Below are 26,505 nucleotides of genomic sequence, written 5' to 3' on the forward strand. Positions count from 1 at the left end.
TGGCGGTGACGAAGCGAGTGCAGACCGCGGCCAACACCTCCGAACGCGGCTATGTGGTGCCGTCGGCGACGAACACCGGTGACCCGTTCTTCGGGTGGCTGTCGTGCGATCCGTTCGAGAAGGTGCCCGAGCTGCAGCACCCGCAGTCGGTGGTCATGTACTCGCAGATGGACAACGACGACTCGCGCGTGACGTCGCTGCTCGAGGCGATCGCCGGCCCGGTGCTGGAAACACCGAAGCGGATCGACCCGAACGGGGCACCCGACCACGTCGTCGAGTTCGTCTCGCAGGCACTGAATCTCCCGATTGTGGGGGAGGACAAGGTGCGGCCCCGCCCGGGGGATGCGGGCCGGCAGCGTGACCGGTTCTCCTACGACCAGCACCTGCTCGAGGCGTTCGGCCCGACGCAGCAGTACGGGCATTCGGTGTTCGAACAGATCTACCGGGTCGGCGACGACGGCCGATTCTGGATCCGAAAACTCGCGCCGCGTCCGCAGTGGACGATCCAGAAGTTCAACGTGGCGCTCGACGGAGGACTCCAGTCGATCACACAGCTGCCCCCCGCATCGAGCAGCGGCGTGCTCTACGGCATCGCGCCGCTCGACATCCCGGTCAACCGGCTCGTCGTGTACTCGCGGAACATGCGGCCCGGCAAATGGGTTGGCCGTTCCATCCTGCGGTCGGCATACAAGCACTGGGTGCTGAAAAACCAGATCATGCGCGTGCAGGCCGCCGCGGCGCAGCGCAACGGCATGGGTCTGCCGGTCGGTCGGGCGGGCACCAATAACCAGGACGAGGTCGACACCATGGGGGCTCTCGCACAGGGCGCCCGCTCCGGTCAACGCTCAGGCATCGGCCTGGGCAAGGACCAGGACTTCAAGCTCGTCGGCGTCTCGGGGAACATGCCCGACACCCAGTCGATGCTCGAGTACCACGACAAGATGATCGCGCTCGGCGGTCTGGCGCACTTCATGAACCTCGACCGCGGCGGCTCTCACGCGCTCGCGTCGGTGCTGGCCGATCCCTTCATCCTGGCCGAGAACGCGGCGCTGAAGTTCTTCGTCCGCATCGGAAACGAGCACGTCGTCGAGGACCTCGTCGACGTCAACTTCGGACCGGACATGCCGGCGCCGCTGATCGTGGCCGACAAGATCGGCTCTGAGCAGGAAGCGACCGCGAACTCGCTGAAGCTGCTCGTCGACGCCGGCCTGCTGTCGCCGGACGTGCTGACCGAGCAGGCGCTGCGGCAACGGCTGCGGCTGCCGACCAAACCCGCCGACGCCGAACCCGCACCGAGTGCCGGTGGCCCGTCTACCGACGGTGGCGGCGACACACCGGGCGATGAGTTCTTCGGCGGCCGGGAACCGGCCGCGGCCACCGCCCGGCCCCGGCGACGCTCCATGGTGCCCGCTGGGCAAGGAAGGTTGTTCGATGTCTGAGCGGCAATGGTTTTCGATCACCCGATCCGCGGCTGCGCAAGCGAAAGAGCCGTCGCGGGCGACGATCCGGATCAACGACGTCATCGGGGCCTCGATCTTCTTCGGCGGCGTCGATGCGGCCAAGCTGATCGAAGAGATCGACGGACTCGACGTCGACGAGCTCGAGGTCCGCATCAACTCCGAGGGCGGATCGGCCTACGACGGGTTGGCGATCGCGAACGCGATCATGCGGAACAAGGCAGCGACGACGACGCACATCGACGGGCTGGCCGCGTCGGCGGCGTCGCTGATCGCGTTGGCCGGTGACACGGTCGTGATGAGCAAGTACGGGCAGATGATGCTCCACAACGCCCGCAACGGCGTCTACGGCACCGCCGAGGAGCATCACACCGCGGCGAAGTTCCTCGAATCGCTGAACGCGTCGATGGCCGACTTCTACGCCGACCGCGCCGGCGGCGACCCGAAGGAATGGACGCGGGCGATGGCGCGCGAAACCTGGTACCGCGCCGACGAAGCCCTCGAGGCCGGTCTGGTGACCGCGATCGACGAATCAACCAAGCGCGAGGACGTCGAAGCCGCAGTGGCGGCGGCGTTGTCGCGACCGTCGGCGAAAGCCGAGTTCAAGTACCCCGGCCGTCAGGCCGCTCCCGCACCAACCATGCGGGTTGAGAACGGGCCGCCCGGCCCGGATGACAAGGAGGACACCGTGCCCAGTGAAAAGGTGCTCGAGCGCCTCGGTCTGCCGGCCGACGCGACCGACGACGATGTGCTGGCCAAGCTCGACGAGCTCGACAGCCGCGACGACCACCAGGACGACGACGACCAGGGCGGCGACGCCAGCGGTGAGGGTGCTGAGGCGCCCGCCCCGGAGCTGGCCGCCGCGATGGCGTTCGCCGAGAAGGCCGGCATGACGCTGGTCCCCGCCGCCCGCCTCGAGCGTCTCGAGGAGCAGGCCAAGGCGGGCGTGACGGCGCTGGAAAACCAGACCGCCTCCGCGCACGCCAGCGTCGTCGACGACGCGATCGGCAAGGGCAAGATCACCCCCGCCGAGCGCGGCCAGTACATGGCGCTGATGAAGGCCGACGCCACCACCACCACCAAGCTGCTCGCCGGTATCCCCGCCGAGGCGCGCGTCCCGCTGACCGAGGTGGGTCACGGCACCGATTCGGACAACGCCGGCACCACCGGCGAGAACAACCCCCTCCTGAAGGAGCTCATCTGATGTCCAGCGTTCCGATCGTCACCAAGCAGGGCCCGCGGACCTACACCCCGGCCGACGACGCCACCGTCCTGGGCGGGCGCATCGTCGAGGCCGTCACCGGTGGCCGTATCCAGCACGCGCAGGCCGGGTCGTTCAAGGCGCTCGGCGCTGCGCTCAACGACGCCGTCGCTCCGGAGGACTTCCCGCCCGCCGACACCACCGATGCGCTGGGCCGCTCGGTCACCTCGATGGTGCCGGTGCCCACCTCCACCGCAGTGATCTACGGCGGCATGGAGACCTACGTGGAGTACGCCGCGAACGCAGCGTTCGGTGAGCTGCTGATCTGCGCAGCGGCCGGAAAGGTCACCCCGGCCGGCTCCACCCCGGACGCCCGCACCCTGGTCGCGCGTTGCGTCGAACCCGGCGGTGTCACCGTCGGCACCAAGTCCTCCGGTCTGACCCGGATTCTCTGACCCGAAACAACAAGGGAGACAACCACTATGGCACTCAACAATGTTGTGGTCAGTTCCGACGGAGGCCGAGTCACCGTCAGCGACCTGATCAATGATCCGCTGCTGGTCCCGACCGTGCAGAAGGTGAAGATGGAAAACATCTTCATCTCCTCGACGCTGCTGCGTAACGGCGGCGCGAACACCTCCGGTGTGGTGAAGTACTTCGAGGGCGACCCATCGTTCCTGCTGAACGACCCCGAGATCGTCGCCGAGGGCGCCGAGATCCCAGTCGCGGCCGGTCAGAAGGGCACCCCGAAGTCGGCATACGGCGTCAAGCGTGGCCTGGGTATCCGCATCACCAAGGAGATGCGGATCGCCAACGCGATGGACGAGTACCGTCGCCAGTCCGATCAGCTGAAGAACACGTTCGAGCGGGCCGACGACCGCGCAATCAAGGCGGTCGTGCAGTCCGCCGCGGTGCCCACCCTCGGCGTCGCGAACGCGTGGGACACCACGAACGGCAAGCCGCGCAAGGACCTCGCGAAGGCGATCAGCCAGATCTCCGCCGCGGCGCCGAACCTCGCCGCCGGCGGCAGCGACGTCGAGTACTCCGGGTTCCAGCCCAACACCCTCGTCGTGCACCCCAGCCTGCTCGCCACGCTGCTGGACAACGACAACTTCCTCAAGGTGTACAACGGCAACGTCGCCAACGAGTCGATCCTCTATACCGGGAAGTTCCCGGGCCAGATCTTCGGCCTAGACATCCTGCAGTCGTGGGCGTTCCCCGTCGACAAGGCGTTCGTGTGCGAGCGCGGCACCATCGGCTTCTTCAGCGACATGTGGCCGCTGCAGTTCACCCCGCTCTACGCCGAAGGTGGCGGCCCCGACGGCGGCCCCACGCAGACGTGGCGCTCAGACGCGTCGCATCACCGCGCGATCGCCCTGGATCAGCCGAAGGCCGGTCTGTGGCTGACCGGCCTGGTCACGCCGTGACCGCCTACGTGGTGACGGGCTTCCGGGTGGATCAGTCCCGCCCGGACGGCTCGGAGAAGAAGCATTACCGCGGTGACGTCGTCACCGACTTCTCCGACGACGACATCGCCCGTCACCTCGCCTCCGGCATGATCGCCAAGCAGCGATCCGACGACGGGAAGGACGCTGCGGCTGACGCCGAAGCGACCGCGGCGGCAGCAGCGGCCGAGATCGCAGCCCAGGCCGCGGCCGAAGCGGCAGCGGCGGCGGTCGCGAACGCCGCAGTGGCACAATCCAACACCGACGGTGCGGACGACGCCGCCACGACGACGGCGAGCGCCGAGCTCTACGAGCGGCCCAAGCAGGCCAACAACGTCGACGTGTGGCGCGAGTGGGCCCGCAAGGCACACCCCGGCGTCGACGTCGACGACATGACGAAGAAGCAGTTGCAGGAACTGACGTGACGTCCCCGCCGGCGTTCTCGTTCATGACCATTGACGAGTTCGCCGGCGAGTACGGCAACCTGCCCGATAAGGACCGCCCGCAGGCCGAGCGGATGCTGGACATCCTGTCGGATGCGATCCTCGAGCGGAAACCCGACGTCGCCGAGGCGAGAGCCAAGCAGGTCGTCTACGAAGTGACCCGCGACGCGGTGCGTTTCGGTGACTACACGCTGCTCAAGGACTTCGCGAACACGACGAGCCGCCGCAGCGAATCGGGCACCTTCGACGACACCGTCAAAGCGGCACTCGTCGACGACTACCTGACCGGGCGGCAACTCGCCCTGCTGGGTATCGCCCCCACCACGGTCAAACCGGCCTACTACTTCGGGGACTGACCGCGGTGTCGATGTACTCGATCGGTAACGACACCGTCGGGATTGTGAAGCGCGGCAACAGCACTGGCCGCGACCGGTTGAATCAGCCGTTGCCCGACACCGACGATGAGGTGATCCGCAAGGACGGGTGTTCGTTCGAGGTGCAGCCGGCGACCGCCGCGGATGCCCGCGAGTCCACCGACGGCACCACGACGGTGTTGTCGATGGTGGCGTGGGTGACGTTGCCGGTCGACGCCGACACCGTCGGGATCACGTTCGTCGACGCGATCCAGTTCCCGATCGTCGACGACAACGGTGACCCGGTCGACGGGCCCGTGTATGAGCAGGCCGGTGATCCGGTCGTTGAAACCACCATCCGCGGGCAGCGTGATCACGTCGCGCTGGTCGTGGAATACCAAGCGGGATAACCGAAACAGGAGGCAGTCATGCCGGAATACACCGTTGTCAAGCCGATCACCGTGGACACCGAACTGGGCGGGCAGGCGGTGACCGTGCACTACCCGAAGCGGGGTGTGGTCGTGCAGCTGACCGAGGATCAGGCCGCGCCGCTGCTCGAGGCCGGCCGTGTCGAAGCCGTCGAGGCGGCGAAAGCGGAGGCGGTCGACGAGAACGCCGACGAACACCAGGACCGTGAGCAGACGTCGGACGCCGACGTGCCGGCGCCGGCCGCCCCCGGTGACGCTGCGGCCCCCGTGGACACCGCCGACGCACCCGAGACCGCCGAGACCGCCGAGACGCCGGCGTCGACGCGCCGTGGCCGTGGCGGCAAGGCGACCGCCACCTCCTGATGGCCTCGAGCGCCGCCGACATCGAAGCTGAGATCCGCGCCAAGATCGCCGCGGACAACGCCGAGGTGGTGCGCACCGCCGAACTGCTCGCCGATGACATGGTGGGTTATGCGAAGTCGATCTCACCCGAGTACACCGGCGCCTACAAGGACGCCTGGCATGTGCGGCGCGGCCCCGACACCGACGAGGGCCTGCCGACGTTCAAGGTCGTCAACGACGACGACATCGCCAACCTGGTCGAGTACGGCACGAAGTACATGCGTGAGCACGCCGTCGCGGCGCGCACCGTCGCGCATTTCGGTGGCACGGAAGCACCCGAATGAGCGTCGAGCTGTTCCCCTACACGATTGACGACGGTGTCGAGCTGCTCATCGCGTGGTTGCTGCCGCTCTGTGACCAGCAGGGGTGGGGTGTCGGGCCGACACGCAACGCGAAAGCCGATCTGCCGCAGGTGATCGTCTCCGACGCGCCTGCCGGCGCCGACGAGGACAAGGTGACCGACCACAGTATCTACTCGGTGCATCTGCTCGCCGGCGGCGCCAACTACGCGGCGGCGCTGCTGGCCGCCCGCGACATGGCGCCGCTGGCGCACCGCCGCATGCTGGCGCTCGGCCCGCCGCTGGCCCCCCAGGAGCGGGTACAGATCAGCGGCGGCCGCACCGCGTTCGTCGACCGGATCGTCACGTCGCTGAAGTTCCGGGAAGAACCCTACGGCGACGACAAGATCGCCCGCATGATCGGCCGCTACGCCGTCGATCTCCGCATCCACGCCGCCTAACCAATACCCACCAGTTCTTCGCGCTCCGACCGTCCCGGTCGGGGCGCGTTGTTGTTGCCCGCCTTCGCCTTCGGGTGCAGGGCACATCACCGAAAGGAACACCGGAATGACCCTGCCCGCTAACGGAGTGTCTCTGAAAGAGGCCCACCACCCGTTCATCAACCCGCTGGCCATCTTCAAGGGCACCAGCGTCCACGTCATCGCCCGCGACTACCTGCAGTCGGCGACGAACCTGAAGGACCCCGCGATGGGGTTGTGCGACGACGGTGTGATGACGCCGTTCGCCGAGGACGGGTTGTGGCGCGACGACCTCTACGACCCCGACTTCCCCGGCGGGCAATGGCACAACGTCGGCCTCATCAAGGACACCGGATCGAAGTTCAGCTCGGACTTCGACGTCGAGAAGGTGGCGTCGGCGCAGCTGATCCGCGCTGCCCGGTGGGACGAGACGATGCAGGACAACGAGTTGGCGTTCACCACCGAAGAGGTCAACGAGGTGTTCGCCGCCCTGTTCCGTAACCTGTTGCTGGCCACCAACGTTCGCGACCTCGGGTCGGCGGGGCGGGCGTGGATCGCGCCGTCGGAGGCGACCCGCGCGGAGTACCAGTTCGGTGTGTGCGCCGACGACGGCGACAAGCGGCTCGCGCTGATGCTTCCGCGGATGGCGCGGAAGAAGGTCGGCGACATGGAGTTTAACCGCAAGACGCCGGTGGGGGCGGAGCTGCGGTACGGGGTGGAGCTGTGCCCGTTCGCCGACACCCCGTTCTATCTGGTGCCCGAGGGCGCCGGGTACCGCGGTTTGGCCGGTGCGCCGATCTTCACCGGCCCGCCGGTGGCCACCCCGGGCGGTTCGGGGGCGGCGTCGGTGGCGTTCATGATTCCGCACCTGCCGAAGGACCCCGCCCCCGACGTGTTCGCCTACACGTGGGAGAAGAAGGTCGGTGCCGGGGCGTGGGCGCCGGCCACCCCCGCCGGTTCGTCGGTCGCCGGCGTCACGATCACCACGTCGTTCACCGGCCTGACCGCCGGGTCGACGCAGTTCCGGGTCACGGCGCTGGCGGATTCCGGTCTGTCCACGACGTCGGCCGCGTCGACCGCCGTCACCATCTCCTGATCCCTCGTCGGGCGGGCTGCGGTGTGGGGCTGCGCCCGCCCGACGAGTCACCACCATCCCCACACACCGCCCCACATCCCCACACTGAAAGGACAACCCCACCAATGAATCCCATGGACGCCGCAGATGCCCGCCGCGAGACCGCCGCGCAGGACGCGCACGATCAGGCCGCCGACAACGACAGCTTCATCGAGGGCGACATCTACACAACACCCACCGGCAGGACGTTCCCCGTGCCGATCCTGAGCGTGCTCGACGACGAGCAGCAGGAACGGTTCGACGACGTGCAGTTCACCTACGAGCAGTGCGACAAGGCACCCGACGTGCAGGTGCCCGAACGCACGGTGACGAAGAACGGTGAAACGGTGAAGGTCTCGGCGCATACCCGCCCGGGCGGCTACCTCATCCCGTACCGCAAGGACGGGCAGCTGGTGAAGCCGTCGTACAACGTTGCGCTGGTCACCGCGCTCCTCGGCGACGACGGCTACGAGGAATTCAAGCAGGCCAAGGGCAAGTCGAGCGAGTTCGTGCAGATGATCACCGACCTGTCGAAGAAGATCGAGGAGCGGGGCCGCGCCGACAAAAGCAGTGAGACAGGTACTTCCGACGTGGCGGCAGTTCCCGCGGGAGATCGCAGCTGACCTGTCGCGGTACCACCACCGGCACATCCGGGAGTGGCACACCGGCGTCATGAGCAGCCGGGACCTGATCGAACTGATCGAATTTCTGCCCGAATTGTCGGCGTTCAAAACGGCTCTGCGGGGCGGTGATTGGAGCATCGATCAGTACGTCGCGGCACGCACCGCCAACGAACTGGCGCTGTCCCGCGCTGATGGGAACGACTATCAACCCGAGCTGGTGCGCTCTCCGGCGCAGGAACGCGCCGAGGCGCAACGTGAGCGGCTGCGGCGGGAGCTCTACGAACGCGGCCAGGCCGAGATGCGCGGCGAATCCAGAGTCCGAGTGCGAGTGAAGGCGGTGAGCTGACATGTCGATCGACGTCGATGTGGTGACTCGGCTCAACGAACGGTCCGTCGCGCAGACCTCGGCAGAGCTCGAGAGCTCGTTCGACGATGTGTCCGTCCGGGTCGGCGACAGGTTCGACGCGAACATGTCCGACAGCTTCTCCCGCGTCTCGCGTGGTGCGCAGGGATCGGCGTCGCAGGTCGAACGCTCCTACCTCGACTCGTTTGACCGCATCGTCGACGGGTTCGGGCGGATGCACAGCGACATGGACCGCGCGGCAGGCGATTTCAGTCTGCGGTCGATGCATGACGAGATCCAGACGGCGGAGTCGGCGACGCGCACCCTGTCGAGCACCATGAGCGCGGCGTCGCAGAGCGCGACAGGGCTGATGGGGTCGGTCACCGAACTGGGAACCGGTATCGGGGCGCTCAGCCGCATCGCCGCGCCGGCCGCCATGATCGGCCTGGCCGGCGCGCTGGTCCAGGTGGGCGGAGTCGCCGCATCTGCCGCCCAGTCGCTGTGGCTGCTGCCCGGCGCTCTCGGCGCGGTGGGTGCCGCGTTCGGCACGATCAAGCTGGCCACGGCAGGCCTAGACGACGCGTTCAGCAACTTGGGCGACCCCGAGGCGTTCGCGGAGTCGCTGCAGACGTTGGCCCCGGCGGCGCAAACCTTCATGCTGTCGGTGCAGTCCATGATGCCCGCGCTGACCGATCTGCAGCGAGCGACGCAGGACGCGTTGTTCACCGGTGTCGGGCAACAGATCACGCAGCTGGCGAACCAGTACCTGCCGACGATCCAGTCGGCCACGACGAGTATCGCGGCGTCTTTCAATCAGATGTTCACCGGGGTCGCGAACCAGCTGTTGACCCCGGAGACGCAGCAGTCGATCCAGACGTTCGTGCAGAACATCACCCAGTCGTTCCAGGCGCTCGCCCCGGCGACCGCCCCGCTGACTCGGGCGTTGACCGACATCATGGCGGTGGGCTCGGGTGCGCTGCCTGACCTGGCGCGGGCGGCCACCGACGCCGCGAACTCGTTCTCCACGTTCATCACTCAGGCGCGCGCGTCGGGCGACCTCAACCGGTGGCTCAGCGAGGGTCTCGACACGCTGCGGGATCTCGGAACGATCGCGTGGGGTCTCGGTGAAGCGTTCATGTCGCTGGCGCCGACCGCCCGCGAGATGCTGCCCACCATCCGGGACCTGCTCGGTGACATCCAGACGATCATGCCGGCCATCGAGATCGCCGCGATGACAGTCGGTGCGCCGATCGGGTTGTGGGCCACGGCGATCGACAACGCGGCGCGAGGCTTCGAGGGCATCAAGACCGTCGTCGAATCGGTCGGCAACGCCGTCATCCCGGTGATCAACTCGATTGGCTCCGCGCTGAGCGCCGCGCTGGCGCCGATCCGCGCAGCGATCGACGCGGCCAACACGGTGTCGCCAGTCGATCTGCCGCAGATCCCCACGTACACGCCGATCAACCAGCTCGACTTAGGCTCCGGAGGCGGCGGCGGTCAAACACCGGGCGGCCAGTACCTGCCGAAGACCGGCGGGCCTGGCCTGCCCACCGCGGGGCTCGGCGGTCCGGACCCATCGATCCCGTGGGATCAGCTCTCGCCGGCGGATCGATGGCTGCGCGCCGACGCAGCGGCGAACCCTCGGGGCAACGATGCGCTTGCGCCCGGTCAGTACCGGCGCCGCGACGGCTCGATCGGCTACACCGCGCCGCCCAGCGCCCGCACATCCGACGGGTCGGCGGCTAGCCCGGGAGGAACATCGGCGAGCCTGCCGGCCGCGCCGGTGCTGCCGATGGAGTACTCCAACACCTCCGGTCTGCCGACGGCGATCGCGAACGCGCAGAGCCGCATCGACGAAGCCCGTCACGCGGTCGCCGAAGCGAACGCCCGCGTTCAGCAGCTCGAGGCCTCCAACGTCGCAACCGCCGACGAAATCCAGAAGGCGAAGAACGACGTGACCCGCGCCGAGCAGGATCAGCAGCAGGCGGAGCGGTCACTCAACGACGCGAAACGCAACCAGCTCGAGTCGATGATCAAGGCCGGCAACAGCGCCACCAGCCAGCTGCAGAAGCAGGCCGACAACTTCGGTCAGATCGGCGCGCAGCTCGACAACGACTTCGGCATCAGCAAGGGCTTGCCGGGCATCTTGGAGAACGTCACCAAGTTCGTCGGAAACCTCATCGCCGCACCGGCTTTGATGCAGCTCGGCGCGATACAGGCCGCAAACCCTAACGAAGGCTCCGGTCTGATCGGCATCGCCGCCGCCCAAGGGGCGTTTGGTCAGCAATACACTCCCGGGGCGATCGGGGCGGCCAGCGCCCCGTCGGCGTCGGCGATCGGCCCCGCGGCCCTGCAACCCCCCGGCACGTCGAGCAGCTTCGCAGGATCGCCCATGCCTGGTGAGTCGCCGCGTGACTTCGCGCACCGCGTGATGATGCCGTTCTGGGAGTCGCAAGGCCTCACCGTCGGTGACCATGCCGCCGATCAGCATGGCGAGCATCAAAACGGTGCGCTGGACATCATGGTTCCCAACATCCAAGCGGGACAACAAGTCCTGCAGCAGGTGCTTTCGGACCCCAACGTCTACGGCGCCATCTTCAACAACAAAACGTACGGCTACGGCCACGGGCTCACCCCCCAGGACTACGGAAGCACGGGCGGCCCGACCGACCGCCACGAGGACCACGTGCATGCCTGGTACAAGCCCGGAGGCAACAACAACATCACCCCGGGCGCCCCCGGTGCACCGGGCATGGTGCCAGGCGGGGTGCCGTCGGCGTTCAGCGGCGGCAGCGTCGTACCTGTCTACGTGGTCGGCGGCAACTTCGGCGGCGCCGGGGGTGGCCCGGGTGTGGGCCCGTCCACCGGCGCGCCGGTGGGCACCCCCGCGTCCGGCCAGGGCGCCGGGCCCGCGCCTGGGCCTGGCGCCGCTGAGAGTCTTTGGGATGCCGTCGCGGCAGCCGAGTCGAGCGGCAACTGGTCCAACGCCGACACCGGTGGCAATGGCCACTACGGCGGTCTGCAGTTCTCCCCGTCGACGTGGAACGCGTTCGGCGGCCAGGAGTTCGCAGCGATGCCGAACCAGGCGACACGCGAGCAGCAGATTGCGGTCGCGAACCGGACAGCGTTCACCGGCTACAACGGGACAGCACCACAAGGTCTCGACGCGTGGCAGGCCATCACCGACGGCAACGTACCCGGCGTCACCACCGCCACCCCGGCGAGCGCTTTCGGCGCGGGTGCACCTGTGGCCGCGGGACCCGGCGGTCTTCCCGGCATGCAGCAGCCCAGGCAGCCGGGACAACCGGGGCAACCGGGGCCGACGTCGTCGGCCATGACTGGTGGTCTGGCGCCAGCGGGCGGCATAGGCGGCGGTTTCAACGGAATCGGCGGGCTACCGATGGCGGCTGCGACGGCCGCGGCGAGTGCCGCGCTTCCGGGTGCCGGTGCCGCGGCCTCGATTGCGATGCAGGCCATCAACCGCACGATCGGCTACGGCGGTCAGGTCGCAGGTATCGCGGCTCAGGGTGTGCTCGACACGTTCCTGCCGCACGGTTCGCAACGCGCCTCGAATTCTTGGCTCACCCGCATCCTCGGGGGTATCTCAGGTGCTAAACCTGCGCTACCGAACACCGCCGGCGCTGGAGGCGGTGCGGGGGAACCCGCGCCTCAGCAGGGACCCGAAGCGGCGAAGTCGGGGGCACAGGCCGGGTTGGCGCAGCAGAAGGCCGGCCCGACGGTGCAGATCGGGGAGATGCACAACCATGGACCCGACGGGCAGCAGGTCGGCCAGGACATCGCGGTCGCGGCGTACGCGGCGGGCCACTGATGGCGCTGGTCCGCAAAACCTATCCGGCGGGCCCGATCACCCCGATGGGTGCACGCCGGCTGCTGCAGGGCGACGAGCCGATGCTGGCGTATCGCAGCTTCAACGACGCGATCGCCTGGCACATCTCGGGGGCGATGGAACCGATGCCCGGCGTGCAGGCGGGCGCGCTGCTGCCGGAGGGTCCGTCGAACCTGCTGCCTACGTGGCAGACCCAGGACATCCAGGGCGCCCACATCGACGGCGTGATCTTCAACGGGTCGGTGCTCGACCCGATCATGCTGTCGATGGTGGTGGAGCTGCACGGCAACACCCCGAGTGAGACCCGGCAGGTGGTGCGCGACTGGATCGACTCGTGGTCGGAGTACCACACCGGGGAGTTGTTGGCGATCACCCCCGACGGCGGGCATTGGTGGGCTCAGGCCCGCTGGATCAAGACTCCGACGGAGAAACTGGCCCGCGCGCTGTCGTGTAAGCAGCGGTTCACCTGGCAGGCCCGCATCGACCGCGGCTCGTGGCGCTCGTATGACTCGGTGTCGATGTGGGCGCCGGACTACCGCGACGACGAGGACCTATTCGGCGTCGACTACCCCGACGACATGGGGCCCGGCTGGGACATCGACTTCCGTGGCTCCGGCGGCGGCCACCCCTACGTCGACAAGGGGCAGTTGCGCTGGCTCGACGACCCCGACGACGTGTTCTTCACCGACGAGCGCGAATACGTCGCCCGCCGTGTCGGTTTCGCCACCGTCACCAACAACCAGGTATTCGAGGTGGAGTACGGGTCGATCCCGGAATACTCGCTGGGCAGCTTCGCCGCCAACGACCTGTGGGGGAGAGTGGCCACCGCCGGCACCCCCGGCCAGACCGGTATCCGGCTGCGGGTGCGCCGCCACCTCGTCGAGCTGGCCGCGTTCGTCGGCGGGGTGAAGAAGGTCCTCGACACCCGCGCCCTGCTGTTCCCGCCCGGGCCGCGGGAGACGTTCACCCTCGTTTGCGGCTACGAGGGCAACGAGCGCCGCTTCCAGGTGATGCGGGGCCGGTTCCCGCTCATCGACACAGTCGACGGCACGAACTTCTCCGCGCTCGGCGCCGACTACCGGGGCGGCGCGATCGGCGCGTTCGCCGGATCACGATTCATCTCGCAGGCGACGCCAGCCCGAATCCGGGATTGGTCCGGCGGGGACAACCACACGGCGGCGCAGTCAGGGGTGTTGCCGCTGACCAACATCGGTGACCAGGACGAGCCGTTCCGGTTGACGGTGTGGGGGCCAGGCACCTTCACGTTCAGCAACGGTGGGGACGCGTCGAAGCCCATCGTGTTCGGGCCACTCAAGGACGGGCAGGTCGCGCAGATCCACACCGACGAGATCTTCCGCGGCGTCGTCGACTTCTCCGACGTCAAACCCACGACCGAGCAGCTCGCCGAGCTGAACGCGACAATCTCCGAGCTGGAGAACCTGGCCGCCAACGGTGATGTCAGCAAGCTGCTCTCGCTGTTCGAGTCGGCGTTCGGTCAGGTGCCGATCCAGGGCGAGTTCTCCCGGCTGCTGCAGGGCCGGTTCACCAACCGCATCCCCGCCAAACAGGCCGGCATGGCGGCGGTGGAGACGCCGATCACCGTGAAAGTCGAAGGCGGATCGGTGACGTCGAAAGTCATCGCCGCGATGACGCCGAGGCGCCGGTGGCCGCTGTAGACCCTGGCACCCAGGTAGCTCTACGGCAAGGACTTGATCTCGACCCCTACACCGCTGCGGACACCGCGGAGTGGGTGGCCACCCGCATCTCGGCGGTCCCCACCGAGCTGGTCGTCACGATCCACGACAATTTGTGGCGGCCGGTCGCCGGCTGCGGCAACTACGTCGACCTGACCCGCAACAAGCCGCGCAACCGCACAGCGGCGGCGAAGATCACTCTTCCCGGCGCGATCCGCGGATACAACGATCTGCCCGTCACCAACCCGCTGGTGCCGATCGTGCGGAACTGCCGAAACACCCTGGTGGGCATCACCATCGAGATGGGCGAGGACGTGTGGGCCGGGTTCGTCGACTCCACGAACTACAAGATGGACAAGGGTGTCCGAACCTGCGTCGTCAACATCCTGGGCATCTTCGACATCCTGTTCTACATTTTCATACTCCCGGTGTGGTGGTTACCCCTTGCCGTGCAACCACTTTCACACGCCGTGTTCTTCGGCAACATCGTCACGGTCATCGAATCGATGATCGCCGAGCAGGCGATGCGCATCCAATCCGGGATGTGGGAACTGGTCAACAACCTCGTCTCGCTGAACTTCGATCTGCGGAACTGGTTCGCCAAGTGGCTGCTCAACAACGGCAACCTCCACCAGATGCTCACCACCCCGATCTACGTGGTGCGCACCAACCCCCTCAAGGACGGGTCACCGTTCGTGGCGGCGACGTTCCGGATGACGTCGCTGGGGGAGGCAATCAAGCAGGTCACCGAAACCTACGGCATCGACGTCACCATGGAGCTGTGGCGGCCCGGCGACCCGCAACCCGACAAATGGGCAAACCTGACCGTCCCGACTTACGTTGTGCGGGTTCGCGATCGCAGCGGCATCACCGGACCGACGCACTCGTTCCTGGACGGCATCATCCGGCAGATCGTCGACCTGGCTGGCTCGAAACTTGGTCGCACCCTGCGCCCGGTCATCGAGCAGGCCGAAGGCCTCGAGGGCGTGTACATCTCCCCGAAGCTGGGTGTGAACTATGTGCCGCCGTGGGCGGTGCTGATCGACCCCGGCCCGGGGAAGCGGACACCGATGGAGTCGTTCTCCATCGACGACCACTTCCCCAAGGGCCACACCGTGATCGTCGGCGGCAAATCACCGGCATGGCTCAACGCGCTGCTGAACGCGTTCTACTCCTACGCGATCGACATGGTCACCATCGTGGCCGGCGTTACGGGAGTGCCGAATTCGCTGCTGGACGGGTTCCTCAACGACGCGTTCCTCGCATTCCAGGCGATGCCCGACTTCGACATGCGCGTCGAGGTCGGACCCTACGGCCGACCCGAGAGCTTCTATCCCACCCAGTCGGCGCCGTACAACGTCGACACCGTTTTCGCGTTCATCAAGGCCCGCTACGACGGCATCGGATACCGCAGCGTCACAGCACGATTCCGCAACGGCATGCCCATCTCCTATGGGCGGGACTTCAACACCGGGTGGCTGCTGTCGATCGCCTCGGAAGGGGAGATCACCACCGACTACGTCGAAGACGTCGTCGTCACCGACGACCGCAAAGCAGGGGTGCAGTGCTTCGCGCAGATCGGCGACGGCAAACGCGAAGAAGCACCAATTGTCAAGCATCAACGCAACATCACCGCGCTGCAGGAAATCGTCAACGTCCTGACGCTGGCGCCCGGTGGCGGCGGATAAGAGAGGACCCCTGTCATGGCTGTGGCCGAATGGTCCGACAACGGCGAGTTCTACATCTGGCGCGGCGAGGTGTGGATTCCGAAGAACTTCGACCCCACCACCCGCGCCTGCACCATCATGCTGGGCCCGCCCGGCGGGACCGCGATGGTACCGGCGATGGTGCAGGGCGATCCCGGCCGCCCGTTCACCCCCCGCAACGTGTTCATCGACGAGAAGGCCTGGAACGACCCCACCCCGGCGTCGGGGGAGTGGGTCACCGTCACTCCCGCCACGGACAGCACCCCCGCGGTGATGGACCTGAAACTGGTACTGCACGCCGGACAGCCCGGGGCGCCGGCCACCATGACACTGCTGGGTGCCACCGACCTCGATACCGGTGACGACGGCGAGAACATCATCAACGGCTACACCTTCGCCGTCGTGACGTCGGACTCCGAAGACCCGAAGGTGACGCTCGTCGCCCCGAAAGTCGGCGGCTTGTACTGGCCAACGGTGATCAACTCCACCAGCGTCGGCGCCGGCGGTGAACGCGACCTCACTGCGATGACGATTCCCGGGCAGCCGTGGCCGTGGCGTCCGCGCTGCGCCGGTCAGTCGGTGATCACCGCCGATGGTCCTGATGTGCGGGTCGACCTGTTCGCGCGCATCGGCGGCTCGAATCAGATCGTGGGCCGCACCTTCGGGCCGGCCGGCGGCTACCCCTTCAACCTCGGCCTCAACCCGGTACCGCCGCCGGCCAGCAGCGGCGCCGACTATGGCATCGTCCCGGCCAACACCATCGCCACCATCAAGTTCCGCTCGGAGAAGCAGGGCAGCGGCGTCAACGACTACTCGACCAGCGCCACCACCACCACCTTCCAGGTCGAGGTCGCGCCCGTCCCGTGAGCGAGCCGGTCCCGGGTTACGTCACCCAGATCTCTGACGACTCCATCCACCACCCGCCCGGGGGCACCACCTACAAGCCGCCCAGCCGCCAAGTCCTGCGGGCCCGCAGCGACCTGGCCCGGGCCACCATGCTCGCCAACGTGGCGATCGCGCTGGCCGGCATCCTGCCGATCGGGAAGCTCGGCCAGGACGCGATCCGCGAGTGGGGGGAGGCGCGGATCGCCGAAGCGCAGCAGGCCTACCTGTCCGCGCTCGGCGCGCAGAGTTCCGCGAACTTCGCCAACTCCCAAATCGCGGCGTTCCTCACCGACCGGATGGCCTCCGAAGTCGAGGGCGGTGTCGCCCTCTCCGACACGTTCGGCGGCGCCGCAGCCACGAACTTGGGCGCGAACTACACCCGCCGGTCGGTCGACGTCGGGAACGGCGCATGGGGGCCTAACGGTGAGGGCTCGGCGGTGTGGACGAAGAACGGCGGCAACAACCGCTACCACTTCGACCGGCACAACACACCGCTGACCACCGACACCCACATCGTGCGCACCGTGCACGCCTCGATCGCCGAATCCAGCACCACCTCATGGCATCCGAAAAACTACCTGCGCGGCCGGATCAACGCCGACCAGTCCAGCTGGGTGTACGCGGCCATCGAGATCGACCAGCTCATCGTCGGGTTCTGGGCCGACAACGACGAACACATCCTCGCCACCATCCCCGTGGTGCCCGAGGTGGGCGACACCTGGCTGTTCTACATCGGCACCGACGTCGACGACCGCGAATTCATCGTCAAGCAGAACAGCATCGAACGGTGGCGTGGCATCGACGACACCGGCCTGTCCTACCTCGGCGCCGACTACCGCTACGTCGGTCTCGGCGCGCACGGCGCGGCCGGCTTCGGGTTCTTCTCCCAGCGCGCACCGGCCTCGATCGACGCCTGGGCCGCCGCCGACCGACTCCCCGCCACCGTCTAGAAGAAAGGGTCGCAATGGCAATCATGTTGCAGCGCACGCAAACCCCGCTCAAGGCGTGGCACCTCACCGACCAAGCCGCGATGCTCGACGCCCTCAACGAGCTGATCGCGCTCGGCTGGCGCGGATCGCTGATGTGCGCCGACAACGCGTGGCGCGTCGAGCTCAACTCGGGCAACACCTCCGTGCAGGCCAGCATCGGCGACTGGCTGGTCCTCGACGGTGATCTGCGACGCCTCACCGCTGATGCGTGCGCCGCCGACTACGAGCCCGCGGAGTCCTGATGCCCCTGAACTTCACCCTCGAATACGACCACCTCACTAACGACGTCGACGACGTCGACGCCGACATCCAAGCAACACCGGTCACCGGTGACATGTGGTTCGAATTGCTCGTCCACCCCGGATTCCCCATCCCCGCCCTCAACAACACGCCACGCCCGGCCGGGCTCTCGACGCGCGCGTTCCCCGCGTTCCTCGACGTCGACGGACGGCTACGCACCGAACGCAACGGCACCCCCGGAGTTCGGCTGTGGGCCAACGACCCCGCCTGGAACATCCCGCGCCTGCAGTACCGATGCACAGCCAGCCTCACGGATCTCCTCGGCCGGCCCGTGCCGTGGCGGCCTGTGTATTTCGACGCGCCGAAAGAAGACATCGTGCGCCAGCTCGCGGTCGACCTTCCGCGGCCTGGCACCGACTACCGGCGCGGCCGGCCCGGGTTCGGTTTGGCACGCAACGGTGTCACGGTCAACGGCGACGGGTTCCTCGTCCTGACCCGCGAAGACGGCTACGAGCTGGGCACCGTCGAGGTGCCCGAACTGTCGGACTCGCTGAACGAAGCGTCCGCCCACACCATCGCCTACGTCACCACCTTCGGGCGATGAACCGCGACATCACCCCCGACGGGCCCGACGTCGCCTCGGTCGAGCTCACCGACGACGGCGCGTTCGTCACTACCTGGGGCGACGGGGAGAAAATCCAGATCCTTCCGCCGCTCGAGCAATTGATCACCGAGTACCAGCGCGCCAAAGCGTTTGCGCTGCAAGCGACCTTGAAGAGGAAGAGACGGTTATGGCCGACACCCCGAATCTGATCCGTGCGACGCAGAACTTGCCGCAGGTCCTCGTCGCGGCGCAGCTCGCCTCGGCGGAGGCGGCGATCTACACGTGCCCAACGGCCAAGACGGTGGCGATCGCGACGGCGACGCTGTGCAACACCTCAGGGTCGGCGAGAACGATCTACTTGTCGGTGGTGAAGGCGGACGGTGCGGCGGGCGCGGCGAACCGTGTGGCGATCATCGACCTTGACCCCGAAGAGTCGTGCGTCGTCGAGGAACTCGTCGGGCTGCTGCTCGGGCCCGGCGACTTCGTGTCCGGGTATGCGTCGGCGGCGACGTCGGTCGCCATGGTGGTCAGCGGGGCGGTGTCGTCGTGAAGCGGGTGACCCGTCGGAACCCGCGCGCGACGTGGCGCGATGTGGAGCCGGTCGTCGCGTCGGAGCTGGCCGAGCAGACCCCGCCCGCGGTCGCCTCGGAACTGACCGAGCAGGTGCCCGTCGTGGTCGACGCCGACCTGTCCGGCCGCGCGATCACCTACCAGGACGTCGGCGGCGGCCAGGGTGTCATCAAGGCCGGCAGCGTCACAATCGGTGGCCCGACAACGTGGCCGGCCGGGACAACGTGGAGCGGGCTGACGAAGCCGGCGGCCAGCGTCATCCGAGACGACATCCAGGCCGCGAGCGCCGTCGCAGTAAAGCAGGGTGTCGGCTGGCGGGATGCGGTATTCCCTGCACTCGCTGCCGACGACACGCCCGTCGTGACGATCTCGTCCACCTCCCAGATCGCTGGCGGTGCTGCGGTCACGCCCACTGCCGACTACTACGGCGATGTCCGCTTCCGTTATGACGGCACCCCCGACGTGGTTTCCGCGGGAACGAACCTCGTCTCGCCACCGCTGCCCACCAACGGCATCAGCTACCGCCTCATCCCGGAGTGTGTGACCGGCCAAGGCGTCGACGTCATCGAGTTCAAGGTCACCACCAACGGCGCTGGCACCTACATCGGCCTGCGCGTGGAAGTCAACGGCGTATGGATGAGCGTGCCGCTCACCTGGTATGCGGCCACCGCCAGCGCCACCCAATACATCAAGCTCGCCTTCCCCACCGCGAAGCGTCGATTCCTCAAGCTCTGGATCGAGAACATTGCCAACTTCGGCGGCGTGATCGTCCCGGCCGGCCAGACGGTGACACGCCCACCCCGCCCCGTCCGCAAGCGCATGGTGAGCAACGTCGACTCGTACGGCGCCGGTGCAAACGGCCACTCGACCAACGACCCGGCAACCAGTGGATGCGCGAAAACCGAGACCTACATGGCGATCCTGGCCAAGCTGCTCGGCTGCGACGCGCACATCAACTGCTCGGTCGGCGGCACCGGACCCACCAACAACGGTGGCGGCGGCAAGTCGACGTTCCTCGAGCGCATGCCCGACGTCGTCAACTGCAAGCCCCACATCGTCGTCACCGGCACCTCGATCAATGATTCGGGAACCAGCTCCACCGCGGAACAGAACGCGGTCACGGCGATGCTAAACGAACTGCAAGACGTACCAGCGGTATTCGTCGTCAGTACCTCGAAGATCGGTGACTACGACGTGCTCGACGACGCCGCGAGGCAGGCCGCCATCGCGGCGGGTCGCCCATTCATCGACGTTCGCGACGTCATCACTGATGCGCTGAAGAACGCCGCTGACAACACCCACCCGTCCGTCGTGGGTGCGCAGGTGCTCGGCCTCGCTGTGTATGCGCAGATCGACCGGCTGCAGGTCGACGCCGATATCGCCGCGATCAACGCCGCACTGGCCTCAATCGACCTGACGCTGACCGCGAGTCCCACAAACTCCACGGCACTGGGGAACACCGTCACCCTGACCGCAACCCAGGTCGGGTCCAACCGTGCCGGCAAGGTGACCTTCTACGCCGACGGCGATGTAATCGGAACAGCGACGGTCTCCGCAGCAGCAGCGTCCATAACCACCTCTAGCCTTGCCCTCGGCACGCACTCGTTGACGGCCAGATTCGTTCCAGCAGATCCGAATTCGGTCAAGTCGACAACGTCAACGCCCCTGAGTTACATCATCTCGACAAACTTGGGGTTCGTCGATCACTTCGACACCGACGGATCGCTCGTCGCTACACCGAACGGCAAGGCCTACAGCGCATTCGGCAGCATCACTGGTGCGGTCAGCGGTGGGAAAGCAACCTTAACGGTCACCTCGGGTACCGCCTATCTTGCTCCCGACGCTGGCTCGCCCAACGGCGTCCTGTCGGTCACCATCGGCGGAACCTCGCCCACCTCCGCGACGATCGCGTTGCGATTGGTGGGGCAAACGAACCTTCTGCGGGTGCGCATCGTGTCGGGGCAGATCGAGTTGGGCCAGGTGGTGAGCAATACCCCGAGCGTGCTGGGGACAGGTTCTGTTGGGGCATGGGCGGCGGGCGACGTCATCAGCGTCATTCTCAACGGCGACAGCATCACCGTTCAGAAGAACGGCGTGAACGTGACCGGGCTGGTCGGTATCACGGTGTCGCAATTCAACACCGCCACCCGATTCGGCATCGGAGGGTCGACGTCGGTGAGCAATGTCGCGTGGGACGACTTCGCATTCGTCGCTGCATAAAGGCTTCTGGCTTTAACCCCTTTCACCCCCCGACCGAGGAGGTCTTAACGATGCACATCGCACGCATCCTGGCCGTATCAGCGGTGGCCGCGGTCCTCGTCGACTGCGGCATCGCCTACTGGTGGCTCGTCTGCGGCCCGTTCCCCGAGAGCGCGTGGCCGGCATGACCACCGTGTTGACTGTCCCGCCGTGGCTGATGGGGTTCCGGCCCGCCGCACCGCTGGTCATGGCGCTGGCCTGCCGCCGCTACGCCACCACCGGCGGCCGTACCCAACTGCCGGTGCCCACCGCGGTGAACACGTCGCGTCGCTGCGTCCGCGACGGCGTGGCCACGCTCGACCGCATGGTCCGCGAGACGGCCGGCCCGCTGGTGCTGATGGGCCAGAGTCAGGGCTGCGTGATCATCAGCGAGTGGCTGAACGCCCACGGCCGCGCACTCAGCGATGCCGAGAAGGGGCGCATCCGCGTCGTCCTGCTGGCCAACCCGGTGCGAGGTGTTCGTCACGGCGCGGCGCGCGTCGACACATTCAACGGCGTGCCCGTGCAGCCGACGCCAACCGACACCGGCATCATCCTCGACGACGTCGCGCGCCGCGGCGACAAGTACGCCGCCGCGGCCGGCGGGATCTCACCCGGCGTGCACATCAACTACCTGCGGGTCGATCTCGACAACCTGCAGCGCGACGCGCTGAGTGTCGAGCGCGTCGGCACCACGGTCTACTGGACGGTTCCGTGACCCTCTTCGACCACCTTGACGCCTTCGGGATGGATGACCCCGACAACAACGAAGGCCACCCCGATGAGCACCAGGGCCACCCGGCTCGGCGCACGTCCACTGTGTGGCTGCATCGCTGGCACGCCCTGCGCGCCTTCGCCTGATCCGCCCCCTGACACCCTGCTCGTCAACTCGGCGCGCGGGGATCTCGTCATGCCCGAGAGGAACAGTCCATGCCCGTCACTCGCGCAAATGTGGAGTTTGCCAAGCGCATTGGCCTTGATCGCGTCGGCAATCGATACGTCTACGGGGGTAACTGGAACCCGTTCGACAAGAGCGTGGGCACCGACTGCTCGGGGCTGTGCGTCGACGAGCTCGACGCTGCAGTCAACGGCACCAAGATGGCGTGGACTCGTCACGGCATGTCGACCGAGAGCTGGCGGCCGATCAACGTCGGCCAGACCGGAACTATCTTCGGCACCGTCTGCGTGGCACACCCGCGCGACTTCCCCCCCGATGCTGCAGTCAAGATCGCCATCCACCACGGTCCTGGCGGCGGCGCGAACTCGCACATGTGGTGCGAGGTCGACGGTGTGCGCCTCGAGTCCAACGGATCTCACGGCTGCGTCACTGGCCCCAACGCCCGCGACGTCTACGACACGTCCTACGCCAACGACTGGCACTACCTGCCGGGCCCGATCGTCGACGACGGCACGCCGATCGTGGTGCCGACCGAGCCCGACCGCACGGTCTACGGCATCGACATCAGCAACCACCAGGGCACCATGGACCTGCAGCGCGTCAAGGCTGAGGGATTCGATTTCATCTTCTGCAAGGTCACCGAGGGTGCGAACTACCGCGACCCGTTCTGGCCCGACAACCGCGCGCGGGCCCAAGCGTGCGGGCTGATCCTCGCCGGCTACCACTACGTGCGCACCGGCGACGCCATGGCGCAGGCGCGGGCGTTCGTCGACCACCTCGGCGACAACTCCATCCCCGCCATGCTCGACTTTGAAGCGAACTCCGGTGCTATGTCGCAGTTCTGGGCGGTCAAGGATGCGATCGAATCACTCGGCGTGCGGGTGGCGCTGTCCTACATCCCCGACTGGTACTGGGAGCAGATTGGCAAACCCGATCTCTCGCGAGTGCCGGGCCTAATCCGCTCGGAGTATGTCGGTGGCACCGGCTACGCGTCGTCGCTGTACCCGGGTGACAACTGGTGGGGATGGAACGCATACGGCGGCCGTGCGCCCGACATTCTGCAGTTCACCGACCGCGCCGTCGTGGCCGGTAAGTCCGTGGATGCGAACGTCTTTCGCGGCACCCCCGAAAAACTCCGCAGCCTGCTCGGGCTGTCGGACTGGACCACCGTTTACAACGAACTGATGGGAATCGGATAATGGCAACAGCAGACGATGTGCGCGCCGAGATCATGGGCGAGAACGCACCGGCGAACCACCACAACACCGTGATCGGCGAAGGCGGGCCCAGCCCGTACACCGCCCGCACCATGCAGGACAAGCTCTCACACGCGGTGCGCGAGGTCACCCTGTGGTTGCCGCGCCGCGGCCTCGAGGTGCTGCGCGGCAAGGCCGGCAAGACCGACACCACGCTCGGCCACGCCATCGACGCAGCGTCCTACGGCGACATCAACTACCGCGTTCTGGCCAAGATCGCCGACCACCTCGACATCGACATCTCCGACATTCAGTGACCACCACGTTCTACGGCGTACCCGGCACCTGGTCGCTGTTCGACGGGGGCTTTCAGGCTGACGTGGCCCGCGGGCTCGTCGATGAGTTCGATGTCGTCTTCGCCGAGATCATGGGAGAAGAGGGGCCCCGGTTCCGCTGGCAGGGAGTGAACTACCCCGCCAGCTTCGGCCCGGTCAACCCCCCACCGTGGGCCGACCACCCGGCACCGTCCTACGCCGACAGTGTCACCATCGGCGTCGAGCACGCCATCGACATGATCGACAGCACGCCAGGCAAGTTCATCCTCAGCGGCTACTCCCAAGGCGGCGGCGTGGTGGGCCTGGTGCGCAACGAGCTCGTCGCCGGCCGACTTCAGCACCGCGTCGACGACTGCCTGCTGTCCATCACGTTCGGCGACCCCACCCGCCAACCGGAAGATGAATGCTACGGCGGTGGAAAGGGTGCGGGCATCTCTCGGCTTGAGATTCCTGAGTGCCCGTTCCGGTGCGTGACCTACGCGCTGACGGGCGACATGTATTGCACCACACCAACAACCGGTCAAACCGGCGACGACATGCACGCGGTGTACGAGGCGCTGACGTCCATGGGCGGCGAGCTGATGGTCGGCGATCTCGTGACGGCGGTGATGGGAATCCTGACGAGTCCTATCGCTGGCGGCTACGCGGCGGTCGAGGCAATCATCCGCGCGCTCAAGGTCGGCGCCCACGGCCAGTACGGGCCATGGGTCGGCCACGCCACCGACATCGTTCGCAGCGTTGCGCCGTAAATCCGTCCCGAAGTCACCGCCACATCGGCATTGAATCCGTTCGCGCACAACAGAAAGGCCCTCACATGAAGATCCCCCCGTTCCTCGCAGACCTCGTCGAGCGCGCGGTCAAGACGTTCGCCTACGCCACACTCGGCGCGCTGCCGGCGACCGCCGCCACCACGCAGATCACCGGCGTGCCGTGGTTGGCCGCGGTATCGGTCGGCGCCTCGGCCACGGTCCTCTCGGTGCTCGGCTCGCTGGCATCGTTCAAACTCGGCCGAAGCGGCACCGCGTCGCTGACCAAGGCGGTCGAGCCGGCCAACAGCTCTGAGGCATGAGCCTCGCCACATCGTCGCCCATCAGCCTCACTGGCCGCCTGAAAATCTGGTGGCTCAACAAGCTCGACAATGACTCGGTTCGCGAGTTCGTGCCGCACTACAACGCGGCGTGGCTGACGTGGGCGCTGCTGGCGACGTTTCTCCTGCCCGCAGTGCCTACAATCAGCGAATCGATGGGCACCTCGGCCTACTGGGTGTGGACGTGGCTCGCGATGCCGGCCAACGCGCTGCCGATCATCGGTTTGCAGATGCGCCACGGCGGCTCGGCGGTGCAGGACATGTCGACCCGGCTGCTGATGCGCGACTGGTATGGCCTGTTTTTCCAAGCAGCCGGGCACGCGCTGGCATTCATGCTGCTGATCATGTTCGAGATCTCGGCCGTCATCACAGTCGTTACCTACGACGGGCCCAACACCTACGCTGGGCTGACCGTGTTCGCGGCATTCATGCTCTGGCCGTGGATGGAGGGCACGCTAATCCTTTGCGCGCAGTCGTTGCGAAAGGTGCAGCGAGGCCTTCAAATTGAGCGTCACGGCGGCGTCTTGTGACTGCCTGGGCGAACGTCATGGTGGGCATCGCGATCGCCATCTGCGTGGCCATCCTCGCGCTGGGCTGGTACACCTTCAAGCCGCACCGGGCGCGCAACGTCAAATACGCCGAGATTCACCACGCTACGGTTGTCGAGCACGTCGCCGAGGTAAAGCTGGCCCACCCCGAAATCGTCAAGGTGGGCCGCTACGACCGACACCCATGGTTCATCGGCATTCACCTGTGTGTGCTGGCTTACTCGCTGTGCATGTTCGCTGGCGCCAAGCTCACGAGTAATGTTGCGGCGCTGGGCAGTACCCCCCGTTACACGATGGCCACGTGCTTCCTCGTCGGATCGGTGCTGGTGCTGACCGGCGTGATCCTGGGCGCCCGCGTTGGCCACTGGGTGATCGCCCGAGACGTGGCCGAGCATCTAACCGCACGGTGGCTCGGCGACGACATCGCGCTTCCCTATCGCCTCGAAATGGGCGGCATGGGGGCTATGGTCGTAAGCGCAGGCACATACTCGTTCACCAGCTTTCAATCGACTGCAGGGTCACTGGGCGGCTGGCTCACACTGGGCATCTCAGTGCTCTGCGTGCTTTCAATCATCTCCCTCTACCGCGCCGTCGAGGTGTTCCAGACCTGGGACAAAACCCTGATTTCCGAGGCTGAGGCGCGACTAGAAGCCGGAGATGCAACCGATGATCGCTGACTACGCCCCGCTGTTCGCCTCCGGTGGCGCCATCATCGTTGCCCTACTGGCCTATCTGTCGAGCCGCAAACCCAAGCTCGACGCCAAACAGGTCGAGAAGCTGGCGATCGAGATCGAGAAGGGCCAAGAGGACAACCGACAGGCCAAGGCTCGCGCCGACGTCAGGCGTGACCGCCACATCCTCAACCTGGAGAAGTGGGGCTTCGAGAAGGTGATGCCGTGGGGGCGCCGCGCGGCCACGATCGTCGACGAGCAGAACGAGTTGCTGGTCGAACTCGCCGCCCGCGCGACTCCGCCCATCGAGTTCACTCCGCAGCAACTGGCGCCGTTCCCCGAAATGCCCGCGATCGACGACGAGTGACCGACCACGACCCCGACGCGCAGATCAGCTGTCGCATCTACCTCGCCGCGATGGCGCTGGGCCT

At 67.0% G+C, this 26,505-nt stretch carries 31 protein-coding genes and 1 pseudogene; all 32 read left to right on the top strand.

What is annotated here, in order from left to right:
- The first annotated feature begins 5 nt into the window (after positions 1-5).
- The gene (locus ACZYYX_RS07900; protein ID WP_463813869.1) at positions 6-1,439 is read left to right on the top strand and encodes a phage portal protein family protein; all 1,434 of its coding nucleotides are present in this window, start codon (positions 6-8) and stop codon (positions 1,437-1,439) included.
- Positions 1,432-2,661, top strand: a complete 1,230-nt coding sequence (locus tag ACZYYX_RS07905; protein ID WP_463813870.1) for a head maturation protease, ClpP-related — start codon at positions 1,432-1,434, stop codon at positions 2,659-2,661. Before ACZYYX_RS07900 ends, ACZYYX_RS07905 begins: the two co-directional genes overlap by 8 nt.
- Positions 2,661-3,113, top strand: a complete 453-nt coding sequence (locus tag ACZYYX_RS07910; RefSeq protein WP_463813871.1) for a hypothetical protein — start codon at positions 2,661-2,663, stop codon at positions 3,111-3,113. The genes ACZYYX_RS07905 and ACZYYX_RS07910 overlap by 1 nt, the downstream gene beginning before the upstream one ends.
- A 27-nt stretch (positions 3,114-3,140) precedes the next feature.
- Positions 3,141-4,085, top strand: coding sequence for a phage major capsid protein (locus tag ACZYYX_RS07915; RefSeq protein ID WP_463813872.1), 945 nt, complete (start codon positions 3,141-3,143; stop codon positions 4,083-4,085).
- Positions 4,082-4,528, top strand: coding sequence for a hypothetical protein (locus tag ACZYYX_RS07920; RefSeq protein WP_463813873.1), 447 nt, complete (start codon positions 4,082-4,084; stop codon positions 4,526-4,528). The genes ACZYYX_RS07915 and ACZYYX_RS07920 overlap by 4 nt, the downstream gene beginning before the upstream one ends.
- A complete protein-coding gene (locus tag ACZYYX_RS07925; protein ID WP_463813874.1) occupies positions 4,525-4,902 on the top strand; it encodes a hypothetical protein in 378 nt (125 codons plus the stop codon). Before ACZYYX_RS07920 ends, ACZYYX_RS07925 begins: the two co-directional genes overlap by 4 nt.
- Before the next feature lie 44 nt (positions 4,903-4,946).
- Positions 4,947-5,309, top strand: a complete 363-nt coding sequence (locus ACZYYX_RS07930; protein ID WP_463813875.1) for a hypothetical protein — start codon at positions 4,947-4,949, stop codon at positions 5,307-5,309.
- A gap of 18 nt (positions 5,310-5,327) precedes the next feature.
- Positions 5,328-5,690 carry a hypothetical protein gene (locus ACZYYX_RS07935; protein WP_463813876.1) on the top strand — a complete coding sequence of 121 codons (363 nt, stop codon included), beginning with the start codon at positions 5,328-5,330 and terminating at the stop codon, positions 5,688-5,690.
- Positions 5,690-6,013 (top strand): HK97 gp10 family phage protein, encoded by a 324-nt coding sequence (locus ACZYYX_RS07940; protein WP_463813877.1) that lies wholly within the window; start codon positions 5,690-5,692, stop codon positions 6,011-6,013. Before ACZYYX_RS07935 ends, ACZYYX_RS07940 begins: the two co-directional genes overlap by 1 nt.
- Complete coding sequence (locus ACZYYX_RS07945; RefSeq protein WP_463813878.1) at positions 6,010-6,468, top strand: hypothetical protein; 459 nt, start codon at positions 6,010-6,012, stop codon at positions 6,466-6,468. The genes ACZYYX_RS07940 and ACZYYX_RS07945 overlap by 4 nt, the downstream gene beginning before the upstream one ends.
- A 106-nt stretch (positions 6,469-6,574) precedes the next feature.
- Positions 6,575-7,582, top strand: a complete 1,008-nt coding sequence (locus tag ACZYYX_RS07950) for a fibronectin type III domain-containing protein (RefSeq protein WP_463813879.1) — start codon at positions 6,575-6,577, stop codon at positions 7,580-7,582.
- A 104-nt stretch (positions 7,583-7,686) separates the two neighbouring features.
- Positions 7,687-8,223 (top strand): hypothetical protein, encoded by a 537-nt coding sequence (locus ACZYYX_RS07955; protein WP_463813880.1) that lies wholly within the window; start codon positions 7,687-7,689, stop codon positions 8,221-8,223.
- A gap of 49 nt (positions 8,224-8,272) precedes the next feature.
- Positions 8,273-8,569 carry a hypothetical protein gene (locus tag ACZYYX_RS07960; protein WP_463813881.1) on the top strand — a complete coding sequence of 99 codons (297 nt, stop codon included), beginning with the start codon at positions 8,273-8,275 and terminating at the stop codon, positions 8,567-8,569.
- 1 nt (position 8,570) lies between these two features.
- On the top strand, positions 8,571-12,395 hold the full coding sequence (locus ACZYYX_RS07965) for a transglycosylase family protein (protein WP_463813882.1): 3,825 nt from the start codon (positions 8,571-8,573) through the stop codon (positions 12,393-12,395).
- Entirely contained in the window at positions 12,395-14,089 is a 1,695-nt protein-coding gene (locus ACZYYX_RS07970) for a DUF7257 domain-containing protein (protein WP_463813883.1), read from the top strand. The genes ACZYYX_RS07965 and ACZYYX_RS07970 overlap by 1 nt, the downstream gene beginning before the upstream one ends.
- Entirely contained in the window at positions 14,077-15,795 is a 1,719-nt protein-coding gene (locus ACZYYX_RS07975; RefSeq protein ID WP_463813884.1) for a Gp37-like protein, read from the top strand. Before ACZYYX_RS07970 ends, ACZYYX_RS07975 begins: the two co-directional genes overlap by 13 nt.
- A 15-nt stretch (positions 15,796-15,810) precedes the next feature.
- Positions 15,811-16,680 carry a hypothetical protein gene (locus ACZYYX_RS07980; RefSeq protein WP_463813885.1) on the top strand — a complete coding sequence of 290 codons (870 nt, stop codon included), beginning with the start codon at positions 15,811-15,813 and terminating at the stop codon, positions 16,678-16,680.
- A complete protein-coding gene (locus ACZYYX_RS07985) occupies positions 16,677-17,648 on the top strand; it encodes a DUF7257 domain-containing protein (protein WP_463813886.1) in 972 nt (323 codons plus the stop codon). Before ACZYYX_RS07980 ends, ACZYYX_RS07985 begins: the two co-directional genes overlap by 4 nt.
- Positions 17,649-17,662: 14 nt before the next feature.
- Positions 17,663-17,929 (top strand): hypothetical protein, encoded by a 267-nt coding sequence (locus ACZYYX_RS07990; protein ID WP_463813887.1) that lies wholly within the window; start codon positions 17,663-17,665, stop codon positions 17,927-17,929.
- On the top strand, positions 17,929-18,531 hold the full coding sequence (locus ACZYYX_RS07995) for a hypothetical protein (RefSeq protein WP_463813888.1): 603 nt from the start codon (positions 17,929-17,931) through the stop codon (positions 18,529-18,531). The genes ACZYYX_RS07990 and ACZYYX_RS07995 overlap by 1 nt, the downstream gene beginning before the upstream one ends.
- A complete protein-coding gene (locus ACZYYX_RS08000; RefSeq protein ID WP_463813889.1) occupies positions 18,528-18,740 on the top strand; it encodes a hypothetical protein in 213 nt (70 codons plus the stop codon). Before ACZYYX_RS07995 ends, ACZYYX_RS08000 begins: the two co-directional genes overlap by 4 nt.
- Entirely contained in the window at positions 18,719-19,081 is a 363-nt protein-coding gene (locus ACZYYX_RS08005) for a hypothetical protein (protein ID WP_463813890.1), read from the top strand. Before ACZYYX_RS08000 ends, ACZYYX_RS08005 begins: the two co-directional genes overlap by 22 nt.
- The gene (locus ACZYYX_RS08010; protein WP_463813891.1) at positions 19,078-21,321 is read left to right on the top strand and encodes an Ig-like domain repeat protein; all 2,244 of its coding nucleotides are present in this window, start codon (positions 19,078-19,080) and stop codon (positions 21,319-21,321) included. Before ACZYYX_RS08005 ends, ACZYYX_RS08010 begins: the two co-directional genes overlap by 4 nt.
- Positions 21,322-21,484: 163 nt before the next feature.
- Positions 21,485-22,057 (top strand): alpha/beta hydrolase family protein, encoded by a 573-nt coding sequence (locus ACZYYX_RS08015; protein WP_463813892.1) that lies wholly within the window; start codon positions 21,485-21,487, stop codon positions 22,055-22,057.
- Entirely contained in the window at positions 22,054-22,200 is a 147-nt protein-coding gene (locus ACZYYX_RS08020) for a hypothetical protein (RefSeq protein ID WP_463813893.1), read from the top strand. Before ACZYYX_RS08015 ends, ACZYYX_RS08020 begins: the two co-directional genes overlap by 4 nt.
- Positions 22,201-22,269: 69 nt before the next feature.
- Positions 22,270-23,388: pseudogene (locus ACZYYX_RS08025) on the top strand (glycoside hydrolase family 25 protein); the annotation flags it as partial.
- A 47-nt stretch (positions 23,389-23,435) separates the two neighbouring features.
- Positions 23,436-23,750, top strand: a complete 315-nt coding sequence (locus ACZYYX_RS08030) for a hypothetical protein (RefSeq protein WP_463813894.1) — start codon at positions 23,436-23,438, stop codon at positions 23,748-23,750.
- Positions 23,747-24,517 carry a cutinase family protein gene (locus ACZYYX_RS08035; protein WP_463813895.1) on the top strand — a complete coding sequence of 257 codons (771 nt, stop codon included), beginning with the start codon at positions 23,747-23,749 and terminating at the stop codon, positions 24,515-24,517. Before ACZYYX_RS08030 ends, ACZYYX_RS08035 begins: the two co-directional genes overlap by 4 nt.
- Positions 24,518-24,582: 65 nt before the next feature.
- The gene (locus tag ACZYYX_RS08040; RefSeq protein WP_463813896.1) at positions 24,583-24,837 is read left to right on the top strand and encodes a holin; all 255 of its coding nucleotides are present in this window, start codon (positions 24,583-24,585) and stop codon (positions 24,835-24,837) included.
- Complete coding sequence (locus ACZYYX_RS08045; protein WP_463813897.1) at positions 24,834-25,385, top strand: hypothetical protein; 552 nt, start codon at positions 24,834-24,836, stop codon at positions 25,383-25,385. Before ACZYYX_RS08040 ends, ACZYYX_RS08045 begins: the two co-directional genes overlap by 4 nt.
- 17 nt (positions 25,386-25,402) lie before the next feature.
- Positions 25,403-26,080, top strand: coding sequence for a hypothetical protein (locus ACZYYX_RS08050; RefSeq protein WP_463813898.1), 678 nt, complete (start codon positions 25,403-25,405; stop codon positions 26,078-26,080).
- On the top strand, positions 26,070-26,441 hold the full coding sequence (locus tag ACZYYX_RS08055; RefSeq protein ID WP_463813899.1) for a hypothetical protein: 372 nt from the start codon (positions 26,070-26,072) through the stop codon (positions 26,439-26,441). The genes ACZYYX_RS08050 and ACZYYX_RS08055 overlap by 11 nt, the downstream gene beginning before the upstream one ends.
- Positions 26,442-26,505: the final 64 nt, after the last annotated feature.

Source organism: Mycobacterium sp. IDUB_1, from assembly GCF_055419625.1.

Excerpts from the sequence above, each read along its gene's own strand:
- ACZYYX_RS07905 (WP_463813870.1), top strand. The coding sequence starts at position 1,432 with ATGTCTGAGCGGCAATGGTTTTCGATCACCCGATCCGCGGCTGCGCAA.
- ACZYYX_RS07910 (WP_463813871.1), top strand. The coding sequence starts at position 2,661 with ATGTCCAGCGTTCCGATCGTCACCAAGCAGGGCCCGCGGACCTACACC.
- ACZYYX_RS07915 (WP_463813872.1), top strand. The coding sequence starts at position 3,141 with ATGGCACTCAACAATGTTGTGGTCAGTTCCGACGGAGGCCGAGTCACC.
- ACZYYX_RS07935 (WP_463813876.1), top strand. The coding sequence starts at position 5,328 with ATGCCGGAATACACCGTTGTCAAGCCGATCACCGTGGACACCGAACTG.
- ACZYYX_RS07940 (WP_463813877.1), top strand. The coding sequence starts at position 5,690 with ATGGCCTCGAGCGCCGCCGACATCGAAGCTGAGATCCGCGCCAAGATC.
- ACZYYX_RS07945 (WP_463813878.1), top strand. The coding sequence starts at position 6,010 with ATGAGCGTCGAGCTGTTCCCCTACACGATTGACGACGGTGTCGAGCTG.
- ACZYYX_RS07950 (WP_463813879.1), top strand. The coding sequence starts at position 6,575 with ATGACCCTGCCCGCTAACGGAGTGTCTCTGAAAGAGGCCCACCACCCG.
- ACZYYX_RS07955 (WP_463813880.1), top strand. The coding sequence starts at position 7,687 with ATGAATCCCATGGACGCCGCAGATGCCCGCCGCGAGACCGCCGCGCAG.
- ACZYYX_RS07960 (WP_463813881.1), top strand. The coding sequence starts at position 8,273 with ATGAGCAGCCGGGACCTGATCGAACTGATCGAATTTCTGCCCGAATTG.
- ACZYYX_RS07965 (WP_463813882.1), top strand. The coding sequence starts at position 8,571 with ATGTCGATCGACGTCGATGTGGTGACTCGGCTCAACGAACGGTCCGTC.
- ACZYYX_RS07970 (WP_463813883.1), top strand. The coding sequence starts at position 12,395 with ATGGCGCTGGTCCGCAAAACCTATCCGGCGGGCCCGATCACCCCGATG.
- ACZYYX_RS07980 (WP_463813885.1), top strand. The coding sequence starts at position 15,811 with ATGGCTGTGGCCGAATGGTCCGACAACGGCGAGTTCTACATCTGGCGC.
- ACZYYX_RS07990 (WP_463813887.1), top strand. The coding sequence starts at position 17,663 with ATGGCAATCATGTTGCAGCGCACGCAAACCCCGCTCAAGGCGTGGCAC.
- ACZYYX_RS07995 (WP_463813888.1), top strand. The coding sequence starts at position 17,929 with ATGCCCCTGAACTTCACCCTCGAATACGACCACCTCACTAACGACGTC.
- ACZYYX_RS08000 (WP_463813889.1), top strand. The coding sequence starts at position 18,528 with ATGAACCGCGACATCACCCCCGACGGGCCCGACGTCGCCTCGGTCGAG.
- ACZYYX_RS08005 (WP_463813890.1), top strand. The coding sequence starts at position 18,719 with ATGGCCGACACCCCGAATCTGATCCGTGCGACGCAGAACTTGCCGCAG.
- ACZYYX_RS08015 (WP_463813892.1), top strand. The coding sequence starts at position 21,485 with ATGACCACCGTGTTGACTGTCCCGCCGTGGCTGATGGGGTTCCGGCCC.
- ACZYYX_RS08030 (WP_463813894.1), top strand. The coding sequence starts at position 23,436 with ATGGCAACAGCAGACGATGTGCGCGCCGAGATCATGGGCGAGAACGCA.
- ACZYYX_RS08040 (WP_463813896.1), top strand. The coding sequence starts at position 24,583 with ATGAAGATCCCCCCGTTCCTCGCAGACCTCGTCGAGCGCGCGGTCAAG.
- ACZYYX_RS08045 (WP_463813897.1), top strand. The coding sequence starts at position 24,834 with ATGAGCCTCGCCACATCGTCGCCCATCAGCCTCACTGGCCGCCTGAAA.
- ACZYYX_RS08050 (WP_463813898.1), top strand. The coding sequence starts at position 25,403 with ATGGTGGGCATCGCGATCGCCATCTGCGTGGCCATCCTCGCGCTGGGC.
- ACZYYX_RS08055 (WP_463813899.1), top strand. The coding sequence starts at position 26,070 with ATGATCGCTGACTACGCCCCGCTGTTCGCCTCCGGTGGCGCCATCATC.